This is a genomic window from Bacillus sp. BR3(2024), from assembly GCF_039134555.1.
GTDB lineage: Bacteria > Bacillota > Bacilli > Bacillales > Bacillaceae_G > Bacillus_A > Bacillus_A cereus.
In genome coordinates this window covers 1-14060 of record NZ_CP152436.1, presented here as the reverse complement: position 1 = coordinate 14060, position 14060 = coordinate 1, and the positions used below count along the sequence as shown (strand labels likewise).

Sequence of the window (14060 nt, the reverse complement as noted above, 5' to 3'; positions counted from 1 at the left end):
CATGTATGAGTCAGATTAGAAGGTTAGATATTAAATATAAATTTTCAGAACAAGAAAAATTAGAATTTTATAAGCTTGAATATCAGTTGAAAAATTTAAGTAAAGAATTAAAAAAAGATGTTTAAATCTTTTCCCTTACTTTTGGGGTTGGAAGGCTGGCTTTAAAAGAAAACGTGATTGTTAAGAAGTAGGGCCAATAATATGGACGTTAGGAAAGCGATTAGGCGCTTATAATTGCTAGAACAAGCCGATTAGCGTAACTCTTACTTTTGGGTATATACGGCTTGGCGATAAGCCCAAAAGCGCCTAAAAATGTTTCACAAGGACGTAACGAAGTGTAGAAAGTGGAGATTTTTCAGTGAAGCGTTTTGAAAAATACTACTTGGTGCCTTGTTAAAGATTTAGCTAAATGGAGGTAGAGGTGTGTTAATTGCAAGTTAAGAAGTATTTAGCGGTTTTTTCTTTAATGATGATAATGTGTTTGTCTGTTTTGCCTACTTTTGCTAGTGCAGCGGTTGTTCAAAAAACTGATTATTATACAAAATGGTATGTAAAAAGTTATTCAGCCGAAGCAACTTTTAAGGAGAAACCAGTAGGTAATAGTTATTTGTTTGGTAAAGAGGTAATCGCTGATTTAGGTGCTGAATATAGCGTTAAATATGTAGAATATTATGTCCAAGGTGGTGTGGATGGAGGTTATGTGTTTTTCTATGATGAGAATTTTCGTCCAGTACATAATCGAGATTTTAAATATTTAGGAGCTGACGCTAAATTTGATGTTAATAAGAAAGCTAGATATGTTTCAATCGGGCATAGTCGTAGTCAGAGTCCGAATGAACTTGAGGTAAGGAGATTATTTGTTTTTGTTGATGATGGAAAAGTAAGTGATGTAACTGATTTAAAAGCTAAAGCTGATATTAATAAAGTGGAGTTAACTTGGAAAAATCCTGTGGAAGATGGGTTTAATGGTGTAAATGTTTATCAGGATGATGTTTTGATAACAACTTTAGATAAATCAGCAACTTCATATAATGTAGGTAATTTGAAGGATAATACTATGTATAGATTTAAGGTTTCATCTTTAGATGGGGGTAAAGTTGAAACAAAAGGTGTTGAAACAAGTGTAAAAACTTTGCTTGATCCAAAGAAAGTTCCTCCTGGTCCTGTGTCTTCTTTAGTTGCTGAACCGACTGATAAAACGGTGAAATTAAAATGGAAAAAGCCTAGTGATGATGATTTAGCAGGATATAAGATTTTAGAAAATGGAAAGAAGATAGCTGAAATTGGTTTAGAAGAAGAATTTACGGTAAAAAATCTTGAACCATTAACAGAATATAATTTTGGTGTGGTTGCAGTAGATAAAGACAAGAATGATTCTTCTCCTGTTAATTTGTCTGTAAAGACTTTAGAAGAAAAAGATGATGTTCCACCACATGTGCCGTCAAATGTGTTTGCTAAGCCTTCTAACGGTGCTTTAATCGCTACTTGGGATAAAGTATCTGATAAGGATTTAGCAGGATATAACGTTTATTTAGATGGTAAAAAGATTAATAGTAATTTGATTTCGTCTACTAATTTTTCAATTAAAAATCTAGAGAATAATAGAAAATATAAAGTACAGGTTCAAGCGGTTGACCGTTCGGGAAATGCTAGTGAATTAAGTTCATCTGTTTTTGGTACACCTGATATGAATACAATTCCTCTAGTTGAGAGTAAATATAATCTTCAAGATGTATCTGATGGTGTTGGAAATCAGTTTTGGCAACTATGGCCGTTCCTAGCATGGTACTTAGGTATTCCACTATCATTTTATGTAATTTATAAGTTTAAACAAGTTTACTTGCCGTGATGATCGTTGTGTGATTCATGGCTTCCTTTAAAAAAATAAGCGAGGTGAAAAGATTATGGCGATTGCAGGTATTGTTATAGGTTGTGCAATTTTATTTTTCATGAATCGTAAAGCTTCTAACTAATTAGAATTAAGGTGATTATATGATGATGTTGTTTTTCGTTTTAAGTTGGTTGTGTGTAGGATACACAATTTGTTTGTTTGTTGATAATATAAAGAAATTTTTTAGAAATATGAAGCTTTCATTTTTGCTTCTATCGTCTTTAAATGTGTTCGGTTGTATTGTATTTGTTGCTCTTGGTTATATGTCGTATAACTCGATTTGGGGGATTTAAATGATAACTATTAGTGCTTTATTTAGTGTGTTTCGATTACCTTTATTGATTTTTGGTATTTTGTTTGTGTTTTTAATTGCTTTGGTATTAATGAAACGGATGGCTTTTGGTAAACCAACTTATACAGGTTCTTCTGGTAGTGGTAAGTCGATGGATGTTGCAATGTTTTCATCTATTACAAGTAGTAGTGATGCCGGAAGGGATTGAAGAAGTTGATCTTATTTGAAATTGTAGTGTTACTTCTTTATCCAATTACTGTTTATTTGTTATTGAATCGGATTATGTTATTTGTTAGTGCTTATAAAATTTCTAAGTTTAAGAGAGTGAATCTAGATGGATAATGTGATTATTTATGGTTTTTGGTGTATATCATTGTATTGTTTTTATAAAGCAATAAAGGAAACTATATCAAAGGAAACAGTATCGGAATGAGTAATTATATTCCTTCGAATGAAGAGTTTTTTATGAAGTCTAAGTTTTTACCTTATGTGATAAGAAAGCCTGAATATGGGCTTCTTATCGCTTCTATAGGCTTTGTTATTTTAATGTTGCTGTTGTTTTATAAACGTAGAAAGGATAAGTAATAATGAATTTTGTCTTGGATCGCTTAGAAAGATTCGATAGATTTTTAGTAAAATATTTTTTTCCTAAAAGATATAAAGATGAATTGTTTGGAGATATGTTTAACAAAATTTCTCCTATTATAGATATTATGTTTTTTTCGATAATAGTTTTTGTATTTGTAAATGATCCAGTTCTTTTATCTTGGGATAGGTTATCTGTTTTATTAGGTGTTTTATATGGTCTTTTTTATTTGAGTCCACTTTTTTTCTTTAAAGAATTGAGTTTTAAGTTATTGATTAAATTTCGTTTGAAATATGGAAATTTAAAAGCTTTATTTTATTGGTTTTTATGTGCTTTGGTTATGTTGCTGTTTTTAAAATTTGTATGGTGAGGTGTTTGATTTGTTTGCTGATTTAAGTTTAAATCCTAGACGTTTATGTGATTTTTTGTTTGATATACTTCTTCTATCTTTTGCGATGTGTTATGCGGTTGTAATGTTGCCTAAGGCTAATTTAAGTGATGTTCAATTGTTTATTACGTGTTTTGTTGCTATAGGTTTGGTTTATTTTATGAGAACAATGGCTCAAAAATGGGTGTTTAAATTATTTGATATGGTAATGGATTTTTTTGGTAAAGTTGTAGGTTGGTTATTATGGTTGAGTTTTATAGCTATACCGATTTATTTACTTTTTAGTTTGTAAATATAGTTTAAATTAATAATAGAATAAGACAACCTCTTGCATAAATATATTTACAAAAAATATTCGCAAGGGGTTGTTTTTGCATATGCAAAATGTTATTATGTGTATAGAAAGTTTTGGGAGGTTTTAAAATGACTTTAGTTAAAGAAGAAAGAAAGAATCGTGTATTTCGTTTTACTGATAAAGAAATTTCATTAATTGATGAATTAATAGATATCGAAAATGATAGAAGAATGACTGTTGCTAAAGAAAATAAATTGATTTATAAACCTTTAAATCGTACAAGTTTTTTATTGAGTTTAGTTGATGAAAAAGAGCGTTATTATAAAGAACAAGGAGAGCTTTAATTTAAAGTGGTTAGCTATTGTTACTTAACTTGTTAATATTAATAGGGGATAGAGTCTAACTTTTTACAAAGCTTCTGTTGAATGGGTCATTGTTTGTTTTTTATTCTATATGTTTCGAGGTGAAAGTTTTGGCACTGGATACGTCAAAGTGCGGGAAGAAAACCGTTCATCTACAGGCAAAGGACACCGGTAAGCACTACGTACGTTTGATGACGTGCAATAAACTTGAGTGTCCAAGCTGTCAGCCTGTGATTTCCGCACGTATTAAGAAAAAGGTTCGTTATTATGCTCAACATGAACGTCTTTTCTTTTTTAATACTATTACATCAAAAGATGGATTTAAAGATTTAGAGAATGTATTTAAAAAGATTCGTAAAGATTTAACTCATAATTCTACAATTGAAGGTTATATGAAAATTAAGAAGGTTTCTTATGAAAAAGCTCTTTTGTGGTATGAAAAGAGGAAAAAGAAATTAATAGAATCTGATTTAGATATTGAGTTGCGGATTATGGCTCGTATGGATGCGATAATGAAAGTTGCGACGTCTAAGAGAGTTTATTATAAAAAATTGTCTTCCGATAAGCAGAGAGAGTTTAAGCTTTATTATGCTGAAGATATTGAATTTAAATTTTTCCAAAGCTATGAGGTTATGAAAAATAATAAAGATGTTTGTGAAGAATTAAGAGAAAAGATTGAGAAACGTTTTTCTGAAAATGAACATGAAGAATTTAAGTTTATTCGTGTTTTAGAGTATCACAAGAGTGGACAACCTCATTATCATTTTTTGAGTAATAAATACATATCTCATACTTTATTAAAGAAAGTTACTGTAGAAGGTGTTTCAGAGGTCTATGATAATCCTTATATTGTTGAGCATGCCATTTCTAAGAACAAAGATTTAAATTATGGGAATGTTGATACTGATATTGTAGCGAATTATGTTTCTAAGATTACGGATTATGTTACGAAAGATACAATTGAAACTTTTATGGAAGTTCAGAAAGAAAATGATATTTCTAAAAAACTTATTAGTTCTAGTAATTCAATTAAGATTTTTGATGATAAAGATGAAAAGGATTTAAAGTATAAAAAATTAGGTGTGTTTGATTATCAGTTAAATTCTACAAATTATGAAGTTCCTTCTAATGTGGGAGAAATTTATGAATCTGTTGAGGATTTTATAAAAGATAATTCAATTATGCGTAGAGATGAACATGCTATAAGATTAAGTGGTTTAGTTAAAGAAATGGATTTATCGGATGAAATTAAATATAGCTATATGATCCATGAGAGATTATTAGCAATAGCTTCAGTTGATTTTATGATTGAAAGACTTGGTAATTATCGTACTGAAGGTTTAACATTTGAACAGTTAAAGTTACTTAAATCATTTATTGATAAGCGTATTACGTTGCTTTTAGGAAGAGCAGGAACAGGAAAGACATATACATTGGTTAATTTATTGGGACGTTTAAAACCTAATCCTAATAAAACTCTTATCTGTACCTATACTGGAAAGGCTTCTAGTAGGATTAGAGAACTTTTAAGAGAACAGGATTTAGAAGGTTATAAACCAATGACAATACATAAGGCGTGTTCTTCTAACTTTGCTTCTAAATTTTTTAGGAATGAATATAACATTTTAGATTGTGCTTATTTAATTATTGATGAAGTTTCTATGATTCCACGTGAAATTTTGGCTAAATTATTACAAGCAGTTCCAGGACATGTGAAAATTATTTTTGCGGGTGATGATGCTCAATTACCACCAGTAAATGATACGAGTATTATTCCTGAATTAGAAGCATTAGAATTTGTTAATACTGTTCGATTAACTCAAGTGTTTAGAAGTGGAGATTCAGTTCTTGGACAAGCTTATAATGTTTTATCTCGTAAATCTATTGATTATGATTTATATAGCGAGAATATGGAAGATTTGGTGAAGAAACTTGTTTCTGATGGTTATCAAATTTTGACTAATACAAGAAAGTTAGCTAAAGATATTAACTTGATTGTTCAAGCAGCCAAAAAAGATATTACTAAGTGTTTTAATGATTTTAAGTATGATCGTTATGATAGGGTTATGATAATTGCTAATAGTTCAGCACGTAATGTTTCTAATGGAGATACAGGTGAGATTTTTGATTTTGATGATCGTGGAGTTTATGTTCATTTGGATTTAGAGGATAGAGAAGTGTTTTATAAGTATGAGGATACAGAAGAAATTGTTCCGGCTTATGCTTTTACTGTTCATAAGAGTCAAGGAAGTGAGTATTCAAAAGTAGCCTTGTTTTTAGATAGTCAACCTAAATTAAATACTAATAATTTATTATATACAGGTATTACAAGAGCAAAAAAAGATATAAAAGTTTATGTTCCTAATGAAATGGTTTTAACTACTATGATTAATACAGTGCCTGAGCCTGTATCAAATGTAACACTAAATAACGTGTTTGACGTTGTACACGGTGTTATGGACATAAAAAAATCATCTTCTATGGCGAGAAGATGACGGGTATTTTGTCTATAACACCGAAATCTTCTATGGCGTGAAGATTGGCTTCAGACAAAAAAATGAATATCAAAGAATACTTGTATTATACATTTAAAAAAATATGTAGTCTATTTTAGAAAGTCATATCTAGGTATGACTTTTTTCTTTTGTATATATGATTGTAGTCAGACTTTTTTCTGAAGTTAATCTGATTTTAATATTGTTGTAATCTTTAAATGGTATTATTAGTGTAAGAGATTTGTGTGATTGGAGGAATAAAATTGAAGGTTATTGATGTAATTGATGCGGTTAGAAATAAAGAGAAGATGGAAGATATTGCGGAGCGTTTAGGTACTAGTAAGAGTACATTGGGTAAGAAAATTAAATCTTTAGGTTACAAGTACAATAATAAATTGAAGTATTATGAGTATATAGGAGAAGAATCGGAAAAAGATAAGATAGATAATATGATAATATCTGAAGTTATTAAGAGAAAAGGTGTTAAAAGGTCTGAAGTAATTCAGACTAATAGTGGAAAAAAAGAAGAAATGAAAAAGAGTAATGATCTTGAAGAAAAAAGTATTATAGAAGAGCAAGGTTTAACAAGTGATGAAATAGAAAGTTTGAAAGAATTGGCTAAAATTTATAAGAGTTCTCGTGTTAATTTGTTTATAGATTTGGCGTATTTACCTTATGAAGGTGATAAAGTTAAGAAATCTATATCGGTTGATTCTGATTTATATTTAGATTTTGAGCGATTTGCAGAGAAGTATGAAAAAAAAGGTATATCAAAAAATCAATTGTTAGAGTTAGCTATGTATGATTTTATGAAGAAAAATCGTTGATAATGAGAGCCTAGGCTCTCATTTTTTGTTTATTATGGAGTTATGTATGAAAGCGTTGACTATAGTTAATGTTAAAATGTCAATGTATAAATGTAGGTTTAAGAGGTAAAATTTTGTAGAGGTGTTAAACAATGGGAAGAAAACGTATTGATCCTAGTGAGAAAAAAACTAAATTGAATGGAATTTCTATAAAACAGAAATATATTGATTTGGTTAAGAAAGAAGAGAATTCATCACAATTTGTAGAGGATGCAATTGTAGAATATCTGAAGAAAAATAATAAAATTTAATTTTTTTTTGGAAATATATTGTTTTCTGTCCCTTTTTTTGCTAGTATAAGAACATAAAATCTGAACCCGGAATAAACGTTCGGTTTTATGTTCTGTTTTTTTTCATAAAATTCTAAAGGAGTGTAATTTTATGCCACAAGTTATTGTTGAAGGTCAATACTTAGGTACAAGTATTAAGAAATCAAATTTTAAAGGGGAAGAAAAACAACATGTTCAATTAGATATTTATCAGCCGAATAGTTCTGATAATGATAAAACTGTTGTTATCAAGTGTGAGGATTTTGGTGTTTTAGAAAAGTTTAAAGAAACAAAAATGGGTGCACCTGTTAAGGCAAATGTATCTATTAACGCTTATCAAAATAAAGCGTATTTTAAATTGATTGATATAGCGTAATAACGTTATATAAAGACAAAAAAATGAATGTTAAAGAATCTTTGAATGAAATATTTCAAAACTATGTTGTAGAAACAACAGAGGGCACTTTTCAAGTGTTTAAAAGCTTTACTTATGGCGAGATGGCTTTATCTTTTCTACTATTTACTTTTATTGTGTTATTTGTTTTGAAATGGATATGGGAGGTTGTTAGATGATTGAATTGTTTTCAATGTATTCATATCTAGGACTTCCCGTAGTGATCATAGTTGTAGGTTGTGCGTTTGTAAGCTTTGGTAAGGAGTTGCTGAAGTTATGAATGATTCAACCTTTTCACATGCAGTAGTATGGCTGTTTAGTAATTCTAGTTTTGTAAAATACCTTACTGGTGTTACTAGTTTTATAGCCCTCCTTATAGTGTTGCTTTACCTATATAAAAGATGGGGGGGATAACTTTGAGTTTTGATTTACCAATTAATCAAGTTATTCGCTACGCCTATAATACATTTGCTAGTGCGGATGCAGTTTTGTACCTATGGATTGGTGCAAGTTTTGCAGCGTTCACACTTGGTAAGATTTTAGGAGTTGTAAGGTAATGGGCTTATTTGATCGTTTTAGTGATAAGATGCCTAAATCAAGTTTTACTGTAGAACAATCACATATGGGTACTCTGTTTAGAGAGTTTGGATATGCTTGGTATACCTTTAAACCTTATGTAATTGTGCTTTTAGGATGTGCTTTTGCATTTTTTTTAATGAGAAAATATAAAAATCAATACGCAGATGATTGATCTAGGAGGAAATAATAGTGAATGAAGGACAAATGGTGTTAGCGGATGGAATTCCGGCAGTAAATTTAAAATATGATTTGGCAGATGTTGCCACTTCTACCGGAAATTGGATTAGTTCAGAATGGTTAGCGGCGGCGTTTGCTATCGGTATTCCATTAAGCTTCTATGTAATTCGAAATCTAAAAAGCATTTTCGCTTAATACAATGCACTAAGTTAAATAGTAGAAAAGGTTTCCTATATAAAAATGAGGGAAGGGAGTATTTTCCCTTTCCTTTTTTATTGGATTTGTTGAGGTGGATTTGATGTTAAAGAATTTAGTGGATTTTGTGTTTCATATGTTTCCTATGATAGTTATTCCTCTTGGTGTGTTTGCAATTTGTGTAGGTATTAAAGGGATTTGTATAGAGATTAGTGATATTAAAGAGATGGATAAAGAAAAAATAAGTTTAAGAAAATAGCAATTATATTTTTATAAGATTTGGAGTGTTTTAAATGGATTTTGAGGCTCTTGCAATAAATGTTTTATTTGTTTGTGGAATTGTTATTTCTATTTGTTTTACTGTTAGTTTTTGTATGTTTTTTTATATAGCTATTAAAGAGATGTTTGATAAATATGAGTTTGATAAGAAGAAACTTTATAAAAGAGATTTTAGAGAATCATGATTAAGAAAATAGCAATTATAATTTGTTCATTTGTAGTTACATTGATGTATTCTAACATTTCTGTTTATGCTGATTCACCATCAATGCAATTGGTCGGAAGTGGTGGTGTGATTATCACTAAACAGATGTTTGAAAATGGTTCTTATGTTATTGATTTGAAAGTTGATAATGATGAAATTTATGTTTTTCAGTTATCGGAATTGCATTTAGTGAATGATTGTACGTTTCAACAGTCAGCAACAGTTAATAAAAGACCAGAACAGAATGAAAATAAGTTTGGTATTAAGGTGAATCGTAATGGAACGTATGCATTTTATATTTTTGCTAATGGTAAAAAAGTAGGTCATGTTCGTTTTAAAATAAAAGGATTTGCCGAAAATGGTCAAGCTACAAAAGGTGAAACCAAATGGCGTGATAAGTTAGCTGAATATTATGGTGTTCCTGATGATGGTAATGCTGAACATGTTCAAGATAAGGATGCAATATACAATGGTGTTTGTGTAAATGACAATGTTGATGATAATAAACCGATTGGATCAGGAGAAATAGAAAAGCCAAAAGAAGATAATAACAATGGTGGAAATGGTAATAACGGAAGTAATGAAAAGTTAGAAAAGGCTTTGCAAGATATAAGTGATTCTTTAAAAAATATTGATGGTTCTACAAAAGATACAGCAAAGAATACAAAAGATATTGCTGATAATACAGGGAAAATTAAGGATGCTGTTAATTCTATAAATGATACGTTACGTGAAATTTTAGATGAAATGAAACCTACAACAGATGTTGTAATAGATGAGCTGAAAAAGCCAGATTTAATTAGACCAAAAGACGAAAATGAAAAGTTTGAAGATAAGAATGAGTATTTTAAAGAAGGTAAAGAAGAAAAAGTTCCAACAGATGCTTTACCTGATGCGCCTGATTCGAAGCCTTGGAAAGATGAAGATGGAAATGAAATGAAACAGGAAGATAAATCTGAGAAAGATAAGCCTACTGAAAAGGATAAACCATCCGAGAAGGACAAACTATCAGAAAAGGATAAAACACCTGAAAAGGATAAACCATCCGAGAAGGACAAACCATCTGAGAAAGATAAGACACCTGATAGAGATAAACCATCTGAGAAAGATAAGACACCTGATAGAGATAAACCATCTGAGAAGGATAAGCCTTCTGAACGTGATAAGCCATCAGGTAAGGATAAAACACCTGATAGAGATGGAACACCATCTAAGGATAAAACACCTGACAGAGATGGAACACCATCTAAGGATAAGACGCCTGATAGAGATGGTCCATCAAGTAGAGATAAGACACCTGATAGAGATAGACCTTCAGGGAAAGATGGAGTTCTAGATAGAGAACAACCTGTAGGAAGAGACCCTGTAATGAGTAGAGACCCGTTTCTTACGAGAGACCCTGTACTTAGGTGAGGAGTGTTTGAATGTTAACGATTAATGATATTTTTAATATTTTTAAGTTGTGCTTGGATTATTCAGATACAACTATATATGTATGTTTTGTTGTAATGCTGACGTTTGCTATTTGTATCAAGTTTAAAGACGTTATAACTTGGGGCTACTAAGTTATGACTGATGCTATTTTAAGAGGTTTAAAGGCTGTAGGTAATGGGATTGTAAAAGGTTTTCAGGCTTCAATGGAGTTTTTAGCTAAACCATTAGGATATTTACTAGAATTCTTGGAAGGTATCTTTTATTTTTTTGCTTGTTTGTTCAAAGTTGTTGTACTGATCGTTAAAATATTTACGGCTTTGTTCCAGTTCTTTTGGGCTACGGCTACAAGTGTTATCAAAACTTTGCTTATGTGGATTGGAGTTGTTCCTAGCGGTAAAGTGTATTTACCTCATGAAGCCCAAAACGGTTTCCAAGTTGTTATTGATAAGGTAATGCCTACGGGGTTAATGACTACTGTTCCAATGGTTGCTACAGCCTTTTTGTGGTTGTTTTTTGGAATGAAAGTGTTCTCTTTATATGGTGGTAGCATGGGATTTAATTTCCCTGAGAGAAGAAAATAGGTGTTGTTATGAAGTCTGTTATTGATACTATTTTTAGTCCGATTTTTGGTTGGTTAAATAAAATGTTTGATGCGATCATGAAGCTAACTGTTCCAGTATCACATCCAATTAATCCAAATTCTTTTTTTAAGGCGTTTGCGATGCTTGGCAACGGTTGGGTCATATTTGTAAGTACCGCCTGTGTATTGGCAGCCACTTATGGAATCTTGTTTGTTGTAATGGCGTTTAAGCATGGTGTTATTGAATTTAAAGTGTTTGTGAAATGGTGGTAATCATATGAATCTTGATAATGCTTTGTTGGTTTTAAGTGATTTTATTCCTTGGATTTCTATAATAGTTGTACTTTTTGTTGCTAATCGCATTTTAGAGAAAAGGTAAGGTGATTATAAATGGAATTATTTCATGTGAGTCCTGTTGTGGGGCTTATCGGTGGTACTATTACTGGTTTGGTTGCTTTATTTATATATAACAGGATTACAGGAGAGTGAATTTATATGACACGTAAAAAGTGTAAAGAGTGTAAGGGTAGAGGTTTTGTTTTTATAACTGTTCCTGATGTTAAGTTTAAATCTATTTATAATTATTCGATTCGTGATACTGGTGAAAAAGCTCAATGTATGAAGTGTTTTGGAAAAGGTGTGAAGTAAATGAATACTAACGTGTTTAGTGTGTTTTTTACAATCGGTGGTTCAGTTGGATTAGGACTATTTTTGTTTTTAGTACTTCCAACATTTCTTATATATAGAAAAATGAGCAAGTGAGGTATAGATGATGTTTAAGAAAAAAAACGGTCAAACTTTTAGTAATCATAAAGCGTTTGTTATTCGTGATGATGTTATGTATGTAGAACGTGTTAAATGTGCTGATAGTGATGTAGTAGAGACGGAGACAGCCATTTATAAAACGGATGATGCAAAACGTTATTATAACGAAACAGAGGGCGCTATAGCGTATGTGTTTAATGTTGATATTCCTAGCAAAGTAGAAGCTGAGAAGTTAAAAACGTTGAGACGTGCAACTACGATCAAAAATATTTTTAAATATGATACGGAAAAATCTTTTGATTTTAAAGAAATGATTCCTTGGGTCATCGTAGTTCTTACTTTATTACTTAAATAATGTTCGTGATTTGGTTGAAAAAGGATCTGAATTCCTGGATCTTTTCAGCTGATATTTTGAGTGAAATACGAATGTTTAATGAAAAAATGAGGTGATTGTATGTTTGAAAAAATTAGTTGGTTAAGTAAGTCTAGGAATTATCAATTGATGGCTCATATTGCTATGGCTTTGTTAGATAGTGATGACGAAAAGGAACGTGTTGATGGGATGAAGTTGAAAGAAAGATTAGAGAAAGAGGGGTATTGTTTTGGAGACTATAAACCAACAGTTATGTGAAGAAAATCCTCTTAATTTATCAAAAGAACAACTAGAACAAATGGAAAAGAGTTTGGATCATGTACCTGTTCAAGAAACAATGATAGAAGAATTTTATGAGGATGAAGAAGAAGTTAATAATAATGAAATGCTTGAGTTATTGCATTTTATGCAACAGAACGGTGTTCCATTAAAAAGTGAGCAAGTACAAGCTATGTTTTTAATGCGAGAAATGGGAGTTGGAGATATAGCGAAATTTATGGTTGGCATGAAACCAAAAGTTACACCATTCCAACGATTCTTCGAGTTAATTAATAAAATTACGCTTGCTGACAGAATTAAAGGTAATGCTAAGTTATCAGGTCTTATAAAGGCTCAAGTTGCTAGTGCTAATGGTGTAATGCCTGAAATGCAAAAGCATATGAGAGAACAACAACGGATACAAAGGGAAGTGAATAGATAATGTATGTTTACACGTTTACTGGTTTTATGGGAAACGGTAAAACGTTAGGTATGGTTTTGTTTGCTAAGATGTACCAACAGAAAACAGGTTGTACATTGTATTCTAACTTTGGTGTAAAAGGTTCTAAGCCGTTCACATCTTTTAAGGACTTCTTAAAGATTGCTCAAGAGCCGTCTACCATTTTGTTATTGGATGAGTGTCATTTAGATATAGACAGCCGAAACTCGCTATCTAATGCGTCTAAATACTTCTCTCATATTGCTTTCTTCTTGCGGAAAATGCGTTGTACATTAATGCTTACAACTCCGTTGTTTAGTAATGTTGATAGTCGTTTTAGAGAGATTACATATGTATATGTTCCAGTAAGAAAGGATAAAAATTATTTTTATTATCCAATTGTAGATTATCAAGAAGATAGATTGTTAAAAACAATGAAAATGAAAAAAGAGAATGCTATTAAGTTAGTAAATGAGGTATTTGATACTCATTCAATGGTAACTCCGTTAGAATATCCAGCAAATAAGGCTGAGTTTGATAGTTTACTGGTTGATTTGAAGAAAACGAATGATTCTTATTATGAAACACTCGAAAAAATAAAGATGTTGAGACGGTTGAAACAAGCGATATAACATGCGTTAGCACGAAATGCACACACGCCCTAGCGGGTGGGCATGAGCGGTTAATGTTAAGGGGATGATTGAAACATGAAAAATAGTTTTGTTGTGGAGCAATCAATAAAAAATGTATGTGATGAAATTGATAATTTAAAGGAGAAATTAAAACTTTTGGGTATTGATCCAAGGGATTATTACAAGGTGATTGATAGTTTAACTGTGGTTCGTTTGCACTTAGATAGTATGCGTTGAGGGGTGATTGTTGTGATAGGTAGTAAAAGAGTAAAAAGACAAGTAGATGCTACTCTACAGGCGTTTGAT

The 14060-nt window shown here is 31.1% G+C and carries 23 protein-coding genes; all 23 read left to right on the top strand.

Annotated features, from left to right (window positions below; genetic code table 11):
• The first annotated feature begins 430 nt into the window (after positions 1–430).
• The 23 genes from V7S45_RS27350 (at position 431) to V7S45_RS27240 (ending at position 13991) form a co-directional block, all read left to right on the top strand.
• The gene (locus V7S45_RS27350) at positions 431–1849 is read left to right on the top strand and encodes a fibronectin type III domain-containing protein (protein ID WP_342761936.1); all 1419 of its coding nucleotides are present in this window, start codon (positions 431–433) and stop codon (positions 1847–1849) included.
• A gap of 335 nt (positions 1850–2184) precedes the next feature.
• On the top strand, positions 2185–2391 hold the full coding sequence (locus tag V7S45_RS27345; protein ID WP_342761935.1) for a hypothetical protein: 207 nt from the start codon (positions 2185–2187) through the stop codon (positions 2389–2391).
• A gap of 379 nt (positions 2392–2770) precedes the next feature.
• Positions 2771–3139 carry a hypothetical protein gene (locus tag V7S45_RS27340; protein WP_342761934.1) on the top strand — a complete coding sequence of 123 codons (369 nt, stop codon included), beginning with the start codon at positions 2771–2773 and terminating at the stop codon, positions 3137–3139.
• Positions 3140–3149: 10 nt separating this feature from the next.
• Positions 3150–3449 (top strand): hypothetical protein, encoded by a 300-nt coding sequence (locus V7S45_RS27335; protein WP_342761933.1) that lies wholly within the window; start codon positions 3150–3152, stop codon positions 3447–3449.
• Positions 3450–3580: 131 nt separating this feature from the next.
• Positions 3581–3796, top strand: coding sequence for a hypothetical protein (locus V7S45_RS27330; RefSeq protein ID WP_229164422.1), 216 nt, complete (start codon positions 3581–3583; stop codon positions 3794–3796).
• A 128-nt stretch (positions 3797–3924) separates the two neighbouring features.
• Complete coding sequence (locus V7S45_RS27325) at positions 3925–6309, top strand: AAA family ATPase (protein ID WP_342761932.1); 2385 nt, start codon at positions 3925–3927, stop codon at positions 6307–6309.
• Between the two features lie 263 nt (positions 6310–6572).
• Positions 6573–7136, top strand: coding sequence for a hypothetical protein (locus tag V7S45_RS27320; RefSeq protein WP_342761944.1), 564 nt, complete (start codon positions 6573–6575; stop codon positions 7134–7136).
• A gap of 131 nt (positions 7137–7267) precedes the next feature.
• Positions 7268–7426: a hypothetical protein gene (locus tag V7S45_RS27315; RefSeq protein ID WP_176318750.1), complete on the top strand. Its 159-nt coding sequence runs from the start codon at positions 7268–7270 to the stop codon at positions 7424–7426.
• 130 nt (positions 7427–7556) lie between these two features.
• Positions 7557–7820, top strand: a complete 264-nt coding sequence (locus V7S45_RS27310) for a hypothetical protein (protein WP_012477674.1) — start codon at positions 7557–7559, stop codon at positions 7818–7820.
• Between the two features lie 434 nt (positions 7821–8254).
• Positions 8255–8395: a hypothetical protein gene (locus V7S45_RS27305; protein ID WP_000006947.1), complete on the top strand. Its 141-nt coding sequence runs from the start codon at positions 8255–8257 to the stop codon at positions 8393–8395.
• Complete coding sequence (locus tag V7S45_RS27300) at positions 8395–8589, top strand: hypothetical protein (protein WP_342761943.1); 195 nt, start codon at positions 8395–8397, stop codon at positions 8587–8589. Before V7S45_RS27305 ends, V7S45_RS27300 begins: the two co-directional genes overlap by 1 nt.
• 17 nt (positions 8590–8606) lie before the next feature.
• Positions 8607–8789, top strand: coding sequence for a hypothetical protein (locus V7S45_RS27295; RefSeq protein WP_086405564.1), 183 nt, complete (start codon positions 8607–8609; stop codon positions 8787–8789).
• A gap of 103 nt (positions 8790–8892) precedes the next feature.
• Positions 8893–9048 (top strand): hypothetical protein, encoded by a 156-nt coding sequence (locus tag V7S45_RS27290; protein WP_342761942.1) that lies wholly within the window; start codon positions 8893–8895, stop codon positions 9046–9048.
• A 34-nt stretch (positions 9049–9082) separates the two neighbouring features.
• A complete protein-coding gene (locus V7S45_RS27285) occupies positions 9083–9253 on the top strand; it encodes a hypothetical protein (protein ID WP_342761941.1) in 171 nt (56 codons plus the stop codon).
• Positions 9250–10686 carry a hypothetical protein gene (locus tag V7S45_RS27280; protein WP_342761940.1) on the top strand — a complete coding sequence of 479 codons (1437 nt, stop codon included), beginning with the start codon at positions 9250–9252 and terminating at the stop codon, positions 10684–10686. Before V7S45_RS27285 ends, V7S45_RS27280 begins: the two co-directional genes overlap by 4 nt.
• Positions 10687–10841: 155 nt before the next feature.
• Positions 10842–11288: a hypothetical protein gene (locus tag V7S45_RS27275; protein WP_152136519.1), complete on the top strand. Its 447-nt coding sequence runs from the start codon at positions 10842–10844 to the stop codon at positions 11286–11288.
• 8 nt (positions 11289–11296) lie between these two features.
• Positions 11297–11560 carry a hypothetical protein gene (locus tag V7S45_RS27270; protein ID WP_342761939.1) on the top strand — a complete coding sequence of 88 codons (264 nt, stop codon included), beginning with the start codon at positions 11297–11299 and terminating at the stop codon, positions 11558–11560.
• Between the two features lie 222 nt (positions 11561–11782).
• Positions 11783–11935 carry a hypothetical protein gene (locus tag V7S45_RS27265; protein WP_172448287.1) on the top strand — a complete coding sequence of 51 codons (153 nt, stop codon included), beginning with the start codon at positions 11783–11785 and terminating at the stop codon, positions 11933–11935.
• 124 nt (positions 11936–12059) lie between these two features.
• Positions 12060–12407: a hypothetical protein gene (locus V7S45_RS27260; RefSeq protein WP_086790490.1), complete on the top strand. Its 348-nt coding sequence runs from the start codon at positions 12060–12062 to the stop codon at positions 12405–12407.
• 99 nt (positions 12408–12506) lie between these two features.
• A complete protein-coding gene (locus tag V7S45_RS27255; RefSeq protein WP_179877708.1) occupies positions 12507–12683 on the top strand; it encodes a hypothetical protein in 177 nt (58 codons plus the stop codon).
• A complete protein-coding gene (locus tag V7S45_RS27250; protein WP_342761938.1) occupies positions 12655–13125 on the top strand; it encodes a hypothetical protein in 471 nt (156 codons plus the stop codon). Before V7S45_RS27255 ends, V7S45_RS27250 begins: the two co-directional genes overlap by 29 nt.
• Entirely contained in the window at positions 13125–13754 is a 630-nt protein-coding gene (locus tag V7S45_RS27245) for a hypothetical protein (RefSeq protein ID WP_342761937.1), read from the top strand. The genes V7S45_RS27250 and V7S45_RS27245 overlap by 1 nt, the downstream gene beginning before the upstream one ends.
• Before the next feature lie 75 nt (positions 13755–13829).
• Positions 13830–13991 carry a hypothetical protein gene (locus V7S45_RS27240; protein ID WP_170953377.1) on the top strand — a complete coding sequence of 54 codons (162 nt, stop codon included), beginning with the start codon at positions 13830–13832 and terminating at the stop codon, positions 13989–13991.
• The last annotated feature ends 69 nt before the right edge of the window (positions 13992–14060 follow it).